General features: G+C 68.7%; 15 protein-coding genes. 12 read left to right on the forward strand and 3 right to left on the reverse strand.

Annotated elements, in window-relative coordinates:
• The first annotated feature begins 118 nt into the window (after positions 1–118).
• The 3 genes from HYU53_04765 to HYU53_04775 all read left to right on the forward strand — a co-directional run bounded on the left by HYU53_04765 (position 119) and on the right by HYU53_04775 (position 2563).
• Entirely contained in the window at positions 119–1084 is a 966-nt protein-coding gene (locus HYU53_04765) for a VWA domain-containing protein (protein MBI2220498.1), read from the forward strand.
• A 40-nt stretch (positions 1085–1124) separates the two neighbouring features.
• On the forward strand, positions 1125–1760 hold the full coding sequence (locus HYU53_04770; GenBank protein ID MBI2220499.1) for an OmpA family protein: 636 nt from the start codon (positions 1125–1127) through the stop codon (positions 1758–1760).
• A gap of 182 nt (positions 1761–1942) precedes the next feature.
• Complete coding sequence (locus tag HYU53_04775; GenBank protein ID MBI2220500.1) at positions 1943–2563, forward strand: outer membrane beta-barrel protein; 621 nt, start codon at positions 1943–1945, stop codon at positions 2561–2563.
• 16 nt (positions 2564–2579) lie between these two features.
• Here the strand turns inward: HYU53_04775 and HYU53_04780 are convergent, their stop codons facing one another.
• Positions 2580–3860 carry an aminotransferase class V-fold PLP-dependent enzyme gene (locus HYU53_04780; GenBank protein MBI2220501.1) on the reverse strand — a complete coding sequence of 427 codons (1281 nt, stop codon included), beginning with the start codon at positions 3858–3860 and terminating at the stop codon, positions 2580–2582.
• Positions 3861–3915: 55 nt separating this feature from the next.
• Here HYU53_04780 and HYU53_04785 point away from each other — a divergent pair, with 55 nt between their 5' ends.
• The 8 genes from HYU53_04785 (at position 3916) to HYU53_04820 (ending at position 10400) form a co-directional block, all read left to right on the forward strand.
• The gene (locus HYU53_04785) at positions 3916–4446 is read left to right on the forward strand and encodes a DoxX family protein (protein MBI2220502.1); all 531 of its coding nucleotides are present in this window, start codon (positions 3916–3918) and stop codon (positions 4444–4446) included.
• A 101-nt stretch (positions 4447–4547) separates the two neighbouring features.
• Positions 4548–5144, forward strand: coding sequence for a (2Fe-2S)-binding protein (locus HYU53_04790; protein ID MBI2220503.1), 597 nt, complete (start codon positions 4548–4550; stop codon positions 5142–5144).
• Positions 5137–7281, forward strand: coding sequence for a xanthine dehydrogenase family protein molybdopterin-binding subunit (locus HYU53_04795; protein ID MBI2220504.1), 2145 nt, complete (start codon positions 5137–5139; stop codon positions 7279–7281). Before HYU53_04790 ends, HYU53_04795 begins: the two co-directional genes overlap by 8 nt.
• The gene (locus tag HYU53_04800; protein ID MBI2220505.1) at positions 7278–8267 is read left to right on the forward strand and encodes an FAD binding domain-containing protein; all 990 of its coding nucleotides are present in this window, start codon (positions 7278–7280) and stop codon (positions 8265–8267) included. Before HYU53_04795 ends, HYU53_04800 begins: the two co-directional genes overlap by 4 nt.
• 9 nt (positions 8268–8276) lie before the next feature.
• Positions 8277–8495 (forward strand): hypothetical protein, encoded by a 219-nt coding sequence (locus HYU53_04805; GenBank protein MBI2220506.1) that lies wholly within the window; start codon positions 8277–8279, stop codon positions 8493–8495.
• Positions 8496–8569: 74 nt separating this feature from the next.
• Complete coding sequence (locus HYU53_04810; protein MBI2220507.1) at positions 8570–9241, forward strand: DUF1326 domain-containing protein; 672 nt, start codon at positions 8570–8572, stop codon at positions 9239–9241.
• Positions 9190–9654: a hypothetical protein gene (locus HYU53_04815; GenBank protein MBI2220508.1), complete on the forward strand. Its 465-nt coding sequence runs from the start codon at positions 9190–9192 to the stop codon at positions 9652–9654. The genes HYU53_04810 and HYU53_04815 overlap by 52 nt, the downstream gene beginning before the upstream one ends.
• A gap of 5 nt (positions 9655–9659) precedes the next feature.
• A complete protein-coding gene (locus HYU53_04820) occupies positions 9660–10400 on the forward strand; it encodes an SDR family oxidoreductase (GenBank protein ID MBI2220509.1) in 741 nt (246 codons plus the stop codon).
• A gap of 22 nt (positions 10401–10422) precedes the next feature.
• Here the strand turns inward: HYU53_04820 and HYU53_04825 are convergent, their stop codons facing one another.
• Both HYU53_04825 and HYU53_04830 read right to left on the reverse strand, forming a co-directional pair.
• Positions 10423–11631: a pyridoxal phosphate-dependent aminotransferase gene (locus HYU53_04825; GenBank protein ID MBI2220510.1), complete on the reverse strand. Its 1209-nt coding sequence runs from the start codon at positions 11629–11631 to the stop codon at positions 10423–10425.
• A gap of 18 nt (positions 11632–11649) precedes the next feature.
• A complete protein-coding gene (locus HYU53_04830; protein ID MBI2220511.1) occupies positions 11650–12489 on the reverse strand; it encodes a hypothetical protein in 840 nt (279 codons plus the stop codon).
• A gap of 29 nt (positions 12490–12518) precedes the next feature.
• On the opposite strand from HYU53_04830, the gene HYU53_04835 reads away from it, so the two are divergent.
• On the forward strand, positions 12519–13493 hold the full coding sequence (locus HYU53_04835) for a D-cysteine desulfhydrase family protein (GenBank protein ID MBI2220512.1): 975 nt from the start codon (positions 12519–12521) through the stop codon (positions 13491–13493).
• The last annotated feature ends 33 nt before the right edge of the window (positions 13494–13526 follow it).

A 13526-nucleotide genomic window follows, 5' to 3' on the forward strand; every position in this document is an offset into this window, starting at 1 on the left:
TCATGCACTTTTTACACGACCATGAGTGTTTCCGCCGGCGAAACCGACCGAAATCCGCGAAATCATTAGGAAATTCGCCGATCGAAAGCTGGCGCGGACCTTGGTGGTGTCGTGCTGCGTGAGGACTGCGACCTCAGCGTTGCTCGCGTGCCTGCTCATCTCGCCGGGACCAGCTCCGAGCGCAACCGAGGCGACGCGCGCAACCGGACCCGTGGACGCCGTCCCGGCGGGACAGGCGGCCCCGCGCTTCCGCAGCTCGGTGCAGATGGTCACGGTCGCGGCGGTGGTCCGCGATCGAAAAGGGCGCTTCATGCGCAACCTGACGCGGCACGACGTGCAGGTGCTCGACAAGGGAGCGCCGCGCGCCATCAGCGACTTCCGCGTCGACGTGGAGGCCCCGGTGAGCATCGCCCTGCTGTTCGATGAAAGCGGGAGCATGAGCGTGTCCTCGAAGGCGCTGGCGGCGCGCGCCGCCGCGGCGCACATTCTTGCGACGCTGGATCCCAGGCGCGACGAGGTCGCGGTCTTCGCGTTCGACTCCCGGCTCACGGCGACCGAGCCGTTCACCTCCGACATCGAAGGCGTGAAGACACGCCTGAAGAGCGCGGAGCCATTTGGGACGACGGCGTTGTTCGATGCGGTGGCGGCCGCGGCGGCGCGCATGGCGGAACGCGGCGCGCGCCGCAAGGCGATTGTGGTCCTCACCGACGGCGTCGACACGGCCAGCCAACTGCGGCCCGAGGAAGTCTCCCGCGCGGCGAGCGCCATCGACGTGCCGGTCTACGTGCTCGCGGTCGTGTCACCGCTCGATCATCCGGGCGCCGACACGGCGGTCGAGACGCAGTTCGAGGAATCGGCCGCGGATCTCGCCAACCTGGCGCAATGGACGGGGGGCGACGTGCTCACCGCCAGCGTGCCGGCGCACGCGAGCGTCGCGGCGCGGCAGATCGTCTCGGAGCTCCGGCACCAGTACGTGATCGCGTTCGAATCGGGGACCGAGCCCGGGTGGCACCCGATCGAAGTTCGAGTGAAGGAGCGCAGCGCGGTGGTACGCGCGCGCAGCGGATACGTGGTGAGGTCGTAAGGTCCGGCAGACGTCCGGGCCGTTTGGGAGGCACTAGCACATGCGGAAGGCACTATGGGCAACGGTCATGGTGGCGCTCGTCAGCGTGAGCGCCGGTGCGTGCGCGACGAAGAAGTTCGTGCGGACGCGCGTGGGGGAAGTCAACGACAAGGTCTCCACGCTGTCGAAGAGCGTCGAGGAGACGCAGGAGCGGACCCGGCAGAACGAGCAGAGGATCGGCGATGTCGATCAGCGCGTGACGCAGGTCGCTGACGAGAGCAAGGCGGGCATCGAGAAGGTCAGCCTCCGCGCGGAGGAGATCGAGCGCGCCACGAAGCGGCTGGTCTACGAAGTGGTCATCAGCGAAGACCAGGGCAACTTCAAGTTCGCCAAGAGCGATTTGCCGGACGAGGCGCGCACGGAGCTGGATCGCCTGGTCGAGCAGTTAAAGGCCGACCCGCAGGGCGCCTTCATCGAGATCGAAGGACACACCGACAACGTCGGGACTCCCGAAGTGAACAAGCGCATCGGCCTCGAGCGCGCCGAGGCGGTCAAGCGGTACCTCTACGAGACGCACCAGGTGCCGCTGCACAAGATGAACGTGATCACCTACGGCGAGGAAAAGCCGATCGCGCCGAACGACACTCGTGACGGCCGCGCGCAGAACCGCCGTGTCGTCGTGAAGGTGCTCACCTAAAGGACGAGGGGTCACCAACGACCCCGTGCGTGCTACCGGAGACAGGGGAGCATTGGTGCCGGGAGAAGACCTCGCGGCACTTCTTAACGCCAGCACTTTCGCAGGGTGCTCAGCTTTCCTGTCTCCGGCAGCCCGTTCTACAGCCCACGCCCCGAACCTCCGAAACTACGAACGGAGGTTCCATGCACCGTTTCCAGACGGCCGGCGCACTCGCCGCACTGGCGTTCCTGCTTCCTTCACCGGCCAGCGCCGACATCGGACTGGGGCCGCGACTTGCGGTCGTGCGCGGCGATACGGTGGCCGGCAGCAGCGGCGATCGTTACACCGGCGGCGTGCTTCGCGCGCGCGTGTCCCCAAGAACCGCGCTCGAGCTCGCCCTCGACTGGCGCGCGGTCGTCAATCAGAGCCTCAACGAGCGCACGCGCGATTACCCCATCCAGGGCACGCTGCTCCTGTACCCGGTGCGGGCGTCGCTGTCGCCGTACCTGCTGGGCGGCATCGGGTGGTACTCCCAACGCGTGGAGTCGCTCGATGCCGCGAGCACGGTTCTCGACAGCACGACGACACGAAAATTCGGCTACCACGCGGGGTTCGGTGGGGAGCTGCGGCTCGGGCGGCGCGCGGCGGTTCACGTGGACTATCGGTACACCTTCATCCGCTTCGGTGCCGACCAGGTCACGGCGGAGCCGGCCGACACCGCGTCAGGCGGCCTTCGCATTCCAGTGGTCGCTTCCCTCGCGGAAAAGCTCAAGCTGTCGCACGAAGGCTCGATGTGGACGGGCGGGCTGACGGTGTACTTCTGACCGCGGCGAGAGACTTCTACGCCGGCAATCCCTTCTGCGCGAGCTGCTCGAGCGCGGCCGCGAAGGTGTCGACCTCCTCCACCGTCGTGTAGACGTTCGGCGTGACGCGGACGCCTTCGTATTCGGCGTGCACGATCGGTGTCGCGATGATCCGCCAGCGGCTCCACAGATAGTCGACGACTTTCGGCGTCGGGATGCCGACGACCTGGACGGTCGCGATCGCGCCCGAGGCGCCCTCCTTCAAGTCGGTGTGGATCCTGATTCGTGGATGCGCCTGCATCCGCGCCGCCCAGCGGTCGCGGAGGTACCGCAGTCGCGCCAGCTTGCGGTCCGATCCGATCCCCTCGTGGAAGGTCAACGCCTCGGCAATCGCGTTGTGGTTGGCGGCAGGGTGCGTCCCGATTTCCTCGAACTTCCGGATGTCTGCGCTGCGCGACGCGGCAGCCGGCGTGAGCGGCCAGAGAGCCGGAATGTGCTCGCGCCGCACGTACAGGAACCCTGTTCCGATCGGGGCGAGCAGCCACTTGTGCAGGCTCGTCCCGTAGAAGTCGCAGCCGAGGTCGGCGGCCTTGAACGGGAAATGCGCAAAGGCGTGCGCGCCGTCCACGATCGTCTTGATGCCGCGGGAGCGCGCCATGTCGCAGATCGCTTTCACCGGGAAGATGTGGCCGGTGAGATTCGTGATGTGGCAGAAGTGAATGACACGGGTCTGCGGCGTGATCGCGCGCTCGAAGCGCTGCACCAGATCCGCCGCGGAAGGGGGCGGCACCGGGAAGGAGATTTTCGTCAGCTTGACTCCGTCACGCCGGACGCGCTGCTCCCAGGTGTCGAGCATGCGCCCGTAATCCTGGTTGGTCGTCAGGATCTCGTCGCCGCGCTTCAAATCGAGGCCGAGCTGCGCGATCTGCAGCGCCTCGCTCGCGTTTCGCGTGATGGCCAGTTCCTCCCCGTCGCACCCGAACTCGGCGGCAAGCCGGCGGCGGACGCTTTCGATGTTGGGTTCGAGGATCTGCCACATGTGGTACACCGGGGCCTGATTCGACACGTCAAGGTATCGTTTGAGCGCCTCGTGGACGACGCGCGGGCTCGGGCAGCAGCCGCCGTTATTGAGATTGATAATCGTGCGATCGAGCGTGAAGGCCTGCTGGATCTCGCGCCAGTAGCGTTCGTCGCCGGCGAGGTCTTCCGGCGGGACTCCCGCGGCGCGCGAGGCGGCCGCCCGGAGCCGACCCCGCTCGAGGGCAAGCGCCGAAACGGCCAAGCCGCTTTTTTGGAGGAAATTACGGCGTGTCAGCATGGGGCCTCACTTCTGCCGGCAGAGCAGCCGATAAGGAGGGGAGTATAGAACAACGATGAGGCTGTTTGCGTACGGTCCGGCCATCCTGAGGCTTGCGCTGGCTGCCGTCTTTGCGGCCCACGGCGCCCAGAAGCTGTTCGGGGTGTGGGGCGGTGGCGGCCTTCGTGACACCGCCGTGTACTTTGCCGCGCTTGGTTTCGATCGGCCGCTGTTCGCCGCATTCAGCGCCGTGAAGCTCGATCCGGCCCACGCGGCAATCGTCCTGGCAGGCCTGGTGGGCGTTGTCGAATTCGGGGGTGGCCTGCTGCTGATTCCGGGGTTGCTGACGCGGTGGGCCGCCGCGGCGCTTGCCATCGAAATGGCGGTTGCGGCCTACAAGGTCCACCTCAGGAACGGGTTCTTCCTCAACTGGTCGGTGGCGTCCGGCGTGGGGCACGGAGTCGAGATGAACCTCGTGCTGATTGGCGGGCTCATCTGCCTCCTGTTCACCGGCGCCGGCGCCCTTTCCGTCGACGGCTGGCGGCAGGAATCACGCGAGCAGGCGGCGCTCGGCCGGGCACGCCTGCGATCCAAGGTCAATCACTGACTCCCTTCCTTCACACCGCGCCATGAGGAGGTCCGCGTCCTCTGCGCGTTCGGCGGTGAATATGTTAGATTGATGCCTCTTTCCTCGGAGGCTTCCTCTCCATGGCGCCGAAAGACGATTTCGGATTCAGCCGCCGTGACTTCCTGAAGACCGTCGGCGTTGGCGGCATAGCAGCCGGCGTGGCCGGGCCACCCGAAGCCGGCGCGCAGACGGCTGCGGTGGGTCCCGGCGCGGTACCCATCACCTTGACGATCAACGGCAAGGCGCATCGGCTCGAGGTCGAGCCGCGCGTCACGCTGCTGGACGCCATGCGCAACCGTCTGAACATGACCGGTGCGAAGCGCGTGTGCGATCGGGGCGCCTGCGGCGCCTGCACGGTGATCGTGGACGGCCGCACCATCTACGCGTGCTCGGCGCTCGCGATCGAGATGCAGGGGAAGAACATCCGGACCGTCGAGGGGCTGTCGGAAGGCACCGTGCTGCATCCGGTGCAGCAGGCCTTCTGCGAGCACGACGCGCTGATGTGCGGCTTCTGCACGCCCGGGTTCGTGACCGCCACCGTCGCGCTCCTCGAGAGGAACCCGAACCCCACCGCGGAAGAAGCCCGCAAGGCGCTCGACGGCAACATCTGCCGCTGCGGCACCTATTCGCGCGTGCTGGAGGCCGCGCTCAGCGCGAAGGGGGTGAAGCGTGGCTAGCTGGCCGTCCTCACCAACGCTGCTCGGCAAGAGCACCCGGCGGCTCGACGGCCCTGCCAAGGCGAGCGGCCGCGCGACGTACGCCTACGACATCCGGCGCCCCGGCATGCTCTACGCCCGGATCGTCCGGTCGCCGCACGCGCATGCGCGGGTTCGCGCCGTCAACGTCTCGGCGGCCGAGAAGGCCCCAGGCGTTCGCGCGGTCCTCCCGCTCGTCGACGTGTCGCAGCCGGATGCGGCCAAGGCGATGTACCAGGGAGACGAGGTGGTCGCGATCGCTGCCGACACCGAAGAGCAGGCGCATGACGCCGCACGGCTGGTCACAGTCGACTACGAGGTGTTGCCGCACCTGGCCACCGTCGAGCAGGCGATGCGCCCCGAAGCCCCCGCCGTGTTCCCGAAGGGGAACGTGACGCAGGGATCGCTCGAGGAAGAAGGGGATCTCGCGGCGGGCTTCGCCGCCGCGGCGCATGTCGTCGAGGGCACGTACTCCACCCAGGTGCAGACGCACAGCTGCCTCGAGACGCACGGCTGCGTTGCCGAGTGGGAAGGCGATCGCCTGACCGCATGGGTCTCGACGCAGGCGGTCCATGCGACGGCCAACGGCGTTGCCACCGCGCTCGGCGTGCCGCAGACCAACGTGCGCATCATCACCGAGTACATGGGCGGCGGCTTCGGGAGCAAGCTGGGGCCCGACTTCGAGGTGGTCGTCGCATCGAAGCTGGCCCGGCAGGCCGGAAAACCCGTGAAGCTGATGCTCGACCGCAAGGAGGAACAGCTTGGCACGGGCAACCGCCCATCGGCGTACGCGAAGGTCCGCGCCGGCGTGGACGCGCAAGGCAAGTTCGTGGCGTTCGACGCAGAAACCTGGGGCACGGGGGGCGCGGGTCAGGGCGCGGGGTTCCCGCTGCCGTATCCGGTCTACGTCTGGACCAGCCGGCGTCGCCGCCATCGCGACGTGTACATCAACGCCGGTCCGCAGCGCGCCATGCGGGCCCCTGGCCATCCACAGGGTTCCTTCATCACGGAGGTCGTGATCGACGAGCTGGCGGACAAGCTCGGGATGGACCCGCTGGAGTTGAGGCTGAAGAACCTCCCGCCGGAGGAGCCGAACCGGATGTGGGGGAAGTACTTCCAGATGGCGGCGGCCAGGATTGGCTGGAGCCGCCGGCACAAGACCGGGGATCCGGCCCCCGGGCCGATCAAGCGCGGGCTTGGGTGCGCGGCGAACCGGTGGGGAGGCGGCGGCAGCCAGCAGACGCGCGGCCACGCCGAAATCCATCCCGACGGCAGCGCGCTGATTCGCATCGGCACGCAGGACATCGGCACCGGCACGCGGACGGTGCTGGCGCTCATCGTGGCCGAGACGTACGGGCTGCCCCTGGGCGCCGTGAAGGTGGAGATCGGCGACAGCCGGTATCCGTTCGCGCCGGGAAGCGGCGGCAGCGTCACGATCGGATCGGTCTCTCCTGTTGCCCGCATCGCCGCCGAGCAGGCGCTGGGACAGCTCGTCGCGAAGGTTGCGCCCTCGATCGGCGCGGATCCGCTCGCGCTGGCCGCGAAAGACGGCAGGATTTTCGTGAAAGACGACCCGTCGACGGGCGTCACGTGGAAGGAGGCGTGCACGCTGCTCGGCACGACCCCGATCGTGGTGGACAGCCAGTGGGAAAAAGGGCTGTCGAGCGTCGGAACGAGCGGCGTGCAGTTTGCCGACGTCGAGGTGGACGTCGAGACGGGCGTCACGCGCGTGAAGAAGATCGTGTGCGTGCAGGACACCGGGCTCATCGTCGACAAGCTCACCGCCGAGAGCCAGTGCTACGGCGGGATCACGATGGGCATCGGGTTCGCGCTCTACGAGCACCGGATCCTCGATCGCAACACGGCGCGCATGGTGAACCCGAACATGGAGTGGTACCTGCTGCCCGGCCCGTCAGACATCCCGGAGATCGACATCACGCTGGTCGATCAGCCCGAGCGCGGCGTCGTCGGCCTCGGCGAGCCGCCGACGATCTCGACAGCGGCGGCGATCGCCAACGCGGTGGCCAACGCCATCGGTGCGCGCGTTCGCGACCTGCCCGTGACGCCCGCGCACGTGCTGGCGGCGCTCGACCGGCAGCGCGAAGGAGGAACGCTGTGAGGCCCTTCGCTTACGTGAACGCGAAAAACGAGCGCGAAGCCCTGGCCGCGCTGGGGGCGACGCGCGGGCGCGTGCTGCCGATTGCCGGCGGCATGGACCTCGTGGCGATGATGAAGGACTACATCGCGCAGCCGGACCGGCTCGTCAACGTGAAGGAGCTCGACCGCGGCATCGCGACATCCGCCGGCGGGCTGCAGATCGGCGCTGCGGCGAAGCTGGTCGATCTGGCGGAGCACCCGGTGGTGCGGCGAGAGTACCCGGCGCTGGCGGACGCCGCCGGCGAGGTGGGCACGCCGCAGATCAGGCACGCCGGCACCGTCGGCGGGAACCTCGCGCAGCGCCCGCGCTGCTGGTATTTCCGCAACGAGGAGTTCGACTGCCTCAAGAAGGGCGGGGCGCGCTGCTTCGCGGTGGATGGCGAGAACCAGTACCACGCGATTCTCGGCGGCGGCCCCTGCCACATCGTGCACCCGTCGAGCCTGGCCGTGCCGCTCGTCGCGCTCGGCGCGAAGATCCGCATCGCGTCGCCGTCGGGATCGCGCGAGGTCGACGCCGGCGAGTTCTTCGTGCTGCCATCGCAGAATCTCGCGCAGGAGAACGTGCTCGCGCCCAACGAGCTGGTGACGCACGTCCTCGTACCCGCCGCGCGCGGCAGGAAGAACGCCACGTACGAAGTGCGGTTCAAGCAGTCGCACGACTGGCCGCTCGCGATGGCGACGGCGGTGCTCGACATCACGGCCGGAAGAGTCCGGGGCGCGCGAATCGTCATGGGCGCGGTGGCGCCGGTGCCCTGGCGGTCGGATGCGGCCGAGGCGGCACTCGTGGGCCAGGCGATCACCGAGCAGACGGCAGCGGCGGCGGCCGACGCCGCGCTCAAGGACGCGCAGCCCATGACCGACAATGCGTACAAGGTGCAGATCGCGCGCACCGCCGTGAAGCGCGCGATCCTGAAAGCGTCGGGCGCACCGGTGCCCGCGGGCGCGTAGGAGCACGACATGGACCACCCGACACCCGCATCCCGCCTCGTGACACCGCTGCACTGCTCGCACCTGCGGCACAAGGGCATGTACGTCAGGGCCGAGGAGGACCCCGATCTCACCAGCGTGCTGGGCGCCACGGCGTACTGGTGCGCGAAGACGCAGAAGTCCTTCGGCCCGGACGGCGACGCCGTGAGCCGCGATGCGTGCCAGCACGGGCGAGGGTGTTGCGGGTAACGCCGCTGTCAAGGCCGAAGGCCGGCAATGCTTTCGCGGCCTCGCCGGTATAATCGAGCCGGTAGGGGGGAACCATGCGAAAGCTCATCGCTTGCGGCGCCGCTGGGCTCGTCGCCGCGCTGACCGCGTCGGAGGCCCGCGCGGCGGACTCGCCGTCGATCGCCGGCCATTACGTCGAAACACGCACCGCCGAGGTGTTCACCGGCGGGTGCCTCATGAACAGCGAAGGGGAAACCGGCGGGCGCGAAGCGCTCATGGCCTGGCGCATCGACCGCGGTGCTTTCGCGGGCGTTCCGCTCGACGGCCTCAGCGTGGTCGCCGCCGTGACGGCCGACGTGAACCTCGGCACGCGCGAGCTGGGCGGCGTCCCGCCGAGCTCGATCCGGTCGGTTGTTTATGTGGACGATCGGGCGACCCGCGCGCAGCGCGACGCGCTCGTCACGCTCGTCCGCTCGCTCTCGAATGGCTTTGTCGGCGAGGTCGTGGCCGTCAAGCCGGTGGCGATTGGCTTCTCGCGCGACGAGCACGCGATTGCCGTTCGCGCGGGGGATGCGGCGATCGACGTCGGCACCCACATGGCGCACGACACGAACTGCAGCGCGTTGCAGTGGTTCCATCCGCTCGCGGCCATCGACAGCGCGACCCTCGGCGTGACCAATCGCCAGGCGTACAGCGGCGCGCTGCTCGGCAGGCGGTGGGAACAGATCGATCGCCGGTCGGCATTCTTTGGAGAGTTCAGATACTGACCATCCTGCTGCTCTCGCTCCTGATCCAGGCGGCGGGCGGCACGGCGCCGCTCACCGTGTCGAAGACCGACGCCGCCCCGCCGGAAGCGCTCGCGCCGGGCGTGTACACGCTGCGCTTCGCGCTCCAGCCGATGAATGGCGATCACCTCGGCGTCTCGCCGCACCGCGAGTTTCTGCTCGTCAGCCCCGCCGCGGTGGACACGAATCCCGCGCCCGCGGGATACCAGGGAACGGTCGATCTCTCGAAGCAGACAACCGGCGCGTCGCACCCGGCGGCGTGGAGCATCGATCCGCCGGCGACCACCGACGAACCACTGCGCTCGTTGACGAACGATGCCGGTCACCACGGCGTCGTCTTCAGTGCCGGGACGCTGCGGTTCGGCGTGATCCTGATCGGGAAGATCGAGGCGTAGCGCGCATGGATCTCAACGCGCGCGCCGTCCTGATCACCGGTGGGAAACGCATGGGCCCCGCGGTGGCGGCGTTGCTCGCCTCCCGCGGCGCCGATGTGGCATTGACATTCAATCGATCGCGAGACGAGGCTGATGCCGCCGCCGCGCGCGTCCGATCGGAGGGGCGGCGCTCGCTGGTGCTCCACAAAGATCTGTCGCGGCCGGAGGACTGCGCGTCGGCGGTGAACGAAGCCGTGGCGGAGTTCGGCCGGCTCGACGTCCTCGTCAACATGGCGTCCGTGTACACGGCCGTCGAGTTCGACCGCATGACGCTCGACGACTGGACCCGGCCCATGGAGATCGATCTGCGCGCCGCGTACCTCTGCGCGCGGGCGGCGGTACCGCACATGCGCCGGGCGGGCGGAGGGCGCATCGTCAACTTCTCCGATTGGATCGCGCGGAGCGGCCGCCCCCGATACAAGAACTATCTCGCGTACTACGTCGCCAAGCACGCGGTCATCGGCCTGACCGAGGCGCTCGCGCTCGAGCTCGCCGCGGATCAGATCCTGGTCAACGCGGTGGCGCCCGGCCCCATCATGGCGCCCGAGGGCACGACCGACGAGGAGCAGGAAACGGTCGAACGCGCCACTCCCCTGGGCCGCTGGGGTGGGCCCGAGGAAGTCGCGCGAGCGGTCCTCAGCCTCGTGGAATCAGACTTCGTGACGGGGGAGACGCTGCGAGTGGACGGCGGACGGCACGTGAAGTAGAGCTGAATCGACTTCGACGACCTTACGACGCAGCTCCGGCTGATGCTGGAGAGCGATCCGCAAACAGCGCACGCATAGATTCCAGCGCCCCAGCCAGTTCCTTGCGCTCGCGCGCGAAACAGAACCGGACGTAGCCCTCGCCGTGCGCGCCGAAGTCCACACCCGGGACGCACCCGATCCGGGCGCGGGTGATCAAGTGCTCGGCCATCGCCCACGACCGCGACTGCGAAAGTCCGGCCGGCGGGATCCACGACGGGTCGATCTTGAGGAACGCGTAAAACGCGCCCGCCGGCGGTTCGCCGCCGAGAATGCCGGCGGCCGCCTGGCGGATGCCGGTGTAAAACAGGTCTCGACGTTCCTTCAGCTCGATCCTGAACTGCTCGACGCAGTCCTGGGGGCCTTCAAGCGCCCCAATCCCGCCGTACTGGACGACGGTTGCGACGTTGCCGGCGGTGTAGAAGAGCACCTTCTTCATACGCTCGCGGATCCGCGCGTCCCGGATCGCCAGGTATCCGAGCCGCAGCCCGGTCATCGCGTACGTCTTGCTGAACGTGTAGATCGGGATCGTGCGGTCGTACAGTCCCGGCAGCGACGCGATGCTCACCTGCTCCACGCCGAACGTGATGTCCTCGTACGCCTCGTCCGAGAACACCCAGAGGCCGTGCCGCTCGGCGAGTTCCGCGATCCGTTCGAGATCGGCACGCGCGAGCACGCCGCCGGAAGGGTTGTTCGGCGAGTTCACATAAATCGCGCGCGTCTTCGGCGTGATCGTGGCGGCGAGCTCGTCGAGATCCCAGCGCCATCCGAGCGACTCGCGAAGCGGGCAGGGGACGGGCACCGCCTGCGCGCTGAGGATGTTGCCCATGCACGGGGGCCACTCCGGATCGGGGACGATCACTTCATCGCCTGGTTCGAGCAGCCCCATGCAGGCGACGTAGCCGCCGTGAATGCCCCCGGTCGTCACCATCAGCTCGTCGGAGCCGCCGACGGGGATCCGGTTGCGGTCGCGCAGCTTCGCCGCGAGCAGGTCGAGCAGCCGCGGCACGCCCGTCGTCTGAGCGTAGTGCGACCGGTTCTCGGCGATCGCGCGGGCCATCGCGTCCTTGACGGTGTCGGGCGCGTCGAAACTGACGTCCCCCTGGTCGAGCCGAAAGGGATTCCTGACGCCGTACATCATGTCGCGGATGCGGATGATGCCCGAGAACGGCACGCGATCCTGATAGGCGCCCATGGCGGTTCGACGGCGGGATTATATGCGCTCGAGCACGCGCGTGAAAGTCGCGATGGCCGTCGCGTTGGGCAGGTTGCTGATGTAGAAGTGCCGCGCGCCGGCGTTCATGAGCGTGCGGATCGTCCGGGCGCAGACGTCTTCGGGCGTCGCTCCCGCGGCGAAGTCCGCCGCCAGCTCCTCGACAGGCACCGGCAGGAAGGCGCGCAGCCGCTCGAGCGTCCGCGTGTTGGCGCTGCGGTAGTAGAACACGCCGAAGACACCCGGCGTGTCGAGCCCCTGGCTGCGTGCCCGGTTCACGAACGCTTCCACCCTTCCCGCGTCGTGATGCGACACGACCTGGGTGAGGAAGAACTCCGCGTTGGCGTCGGGTGCGACGAGGTGTTCGACCTGCCGCTCGGGATCGGCGTGCGGGTTCGCCCATCCTCCAAGCGCCAGCTCCGGGCGTCGCTCCCGGATCGCCGCCCGCAGCTGCCAGGCATGCGGCACGCACCGCGGGGCCCCGACGCTCGTGTCGCCGCCCAGCACGACGAGCGCCGGGAAGCCGTGCTGCCACGCGCGGTCGGCGTAGTTCAGGCAGTACTCCAGCTCGTGCTTGCACGTCAGGAACGGCACGATCCGATCGCGCGGGACGTCGGTTCCGAGATTGATGATCAGGTGGCGGAGGTTGTCTTCCTCGCGGAGCCCTACGGCGCTGTCGGTCAGGAACACGTGCGTGTTCCGGCGTACGAGCGCGCGCACCGAGTGGTACGTGTCGATCCAGGCATCCATGCCTGCCGGCGCGGCGAGTTCCGCGCGCGGGGGGCGCAGTTCGGCCGCGACGACGTGGCCTCCTCCCCCGAGCGCGTCGAGTAGGGACATCGGATCCTCCGATGATACTATGCCGTTCTGTGCGTCCTCCGGCCCTGCGCGGCGCCGCGGCCGTCCTTCCACGGGCCCCTCTCCTCACCGCGCCCACGCCCGTCGAAGAACTGCCGCGCCTGCGCGACGCGATCGGCGCCTCCGCCCGGCTCCACGTCAAGCGTGATGACGCGATTCCGTTCGGGTTCGGCGGGAACAAGGTGCGCAAGCTCGCGCTCGTCGGGGGACGCGCGGCGGCCGACGGCGCGGACACGCTGATCACCTGCGGCGGGGTGCAGTCGAATCACGCGCGCGCCACGGCTTCGGCCGCCACCCGGCTTGGCATGCGCTGCCTGCTCGTCGCGAACGGATCGCCGCCGGACCGGCTCACGGGAAACGCGCTGCTCGACCGGCTGCTCGGCGCGCAGGTGCACTTCGTCGACAGCCGCGACGACCGCGCGCCCGCGATGGAGCGGCTTGCCGCGGAGGCACGCGCCTCGGGGCACCGGCCGTTCGTGATTCCGCTCGGCGCCTCGACGCCGCTCGGCGCGGCGGCGTTCGTCCTCGCGGTCGCGGAACTTGCCGAGCAGATGGATCCACCGGACGCCATCGTCCATGCGTCTTCTTCTGGCGGTACGCAGGCGGGGCTCGTGGCGGGCTGCCGGGCGCTTGGATGGGCGACGCGCGTCGTCGGCATCAGCGCCGACGAGGAGGCCGCCACGCTGCGCGGCGTCGTCGAGGAGATCATCGAGGGAATCGCCGATCTCCTGCCCGGCGTGCCGGTGGGTGGAGGAGCGGCGGTCGAAGTGGACGATCGTTTTGTCGGCGAGGGCTACGGCATTCCGACACTCGCGTCGCGCGAGGCGCAGTCGCTGGCAGCGCGCACCGAAGCCCTGTTCCTCGACCCGACCTACACGGCCAAGGCGATGGCGGGGCTCATTGCGCTCTGCCGCGGCGGCAGCCTGGCGCGCGCCCGCTCCGTGTTGTTCTGGCACACCGGCGGGCTGCCGGGGATCTTCGCATAGAGAATCTGGTCATCTGGTCATTTGGTGATTTGG

This window comes from Acidobacteriota bacterium, from assembly GCA_016184105.1.
Lineage (GTDB): Bacteria > Acidobacteriota > Vicinamibacteria > Vicinamibacterales > 2-12-FULL-66-21 > JACPDI01.

Bases quoted from the DNA above. Each gene is read 5' to 3' on its own strand.
- HYU53_04770 (MBI2220499.1), top strand. From the start codon at position 1,125: ATGCGGAAGGCACTATGGGCAACGGTCATGGTGGCGCTCGTCAGCGTG.
- HYU53_04775 (MBI2220500.1), top strand. From the start codon at position 1,943: ATGCACCGTTTCCAGACGGCCGGCGCACTCGCCGCACTGGCGTTCCTG.
- HYU53_04780 (MBI2220501.1), bottom strand. From the start codon at position 3,860: ATGCTGACACGCCGTAATTTCCTCCAAAAAAGCGGCTTGGCCGTTTCG.
- HYU53_04785 (MBI2220502.1), top strand. From the start codon at position 3,916: ATGAGGCTGTTTGCGTACGGTCCGGCCATCCTGAGGCTTGCGCTGGCT.
- HYU53_04790 (MBI2220503.1), top strand. From the start codon at position 4,548: ATGGCGCCGAAAGACGATTTCGGATTCAGCCGCCGTGACTTCCTGAAG.
- HYU53_04805 (MBI2220506.1), top strand. From the start codon at position 8,277: ATGGACCACCCGACACCCGCATCCCGCCTCGTGACACCGCTGCACTGC.
- HYU53_04810 (MBI2220507.1), top strand. From the start codon at position 8,570: ATGCGAAAGCTCATCGCTTGCGGCGCCGCTGGGCTCGTCGCCGCGCTG.
- HYU53_04820 (MBI2220509.1), top strand. From the start codon at position 9,660: ATGGATCTCAACGCGCGCGCCGTCCTGATCACCGGTGGGAAACGCATG.
- HYU53_04825 (MBI2220510.1), bottom strand. From the start codon at position 11,631: ATGGGCGCCTATCAGGATCGCGTGCCGTTCTCGGGCATCATCCGCATC.
- HYU53_04830 (MBI2220511.1), bottom strand. From the start codon at position 12,489: ATGTCCCTACTCGACGCGCTCGGGGGAGGAGGCCACGTCGTCGCGGCC.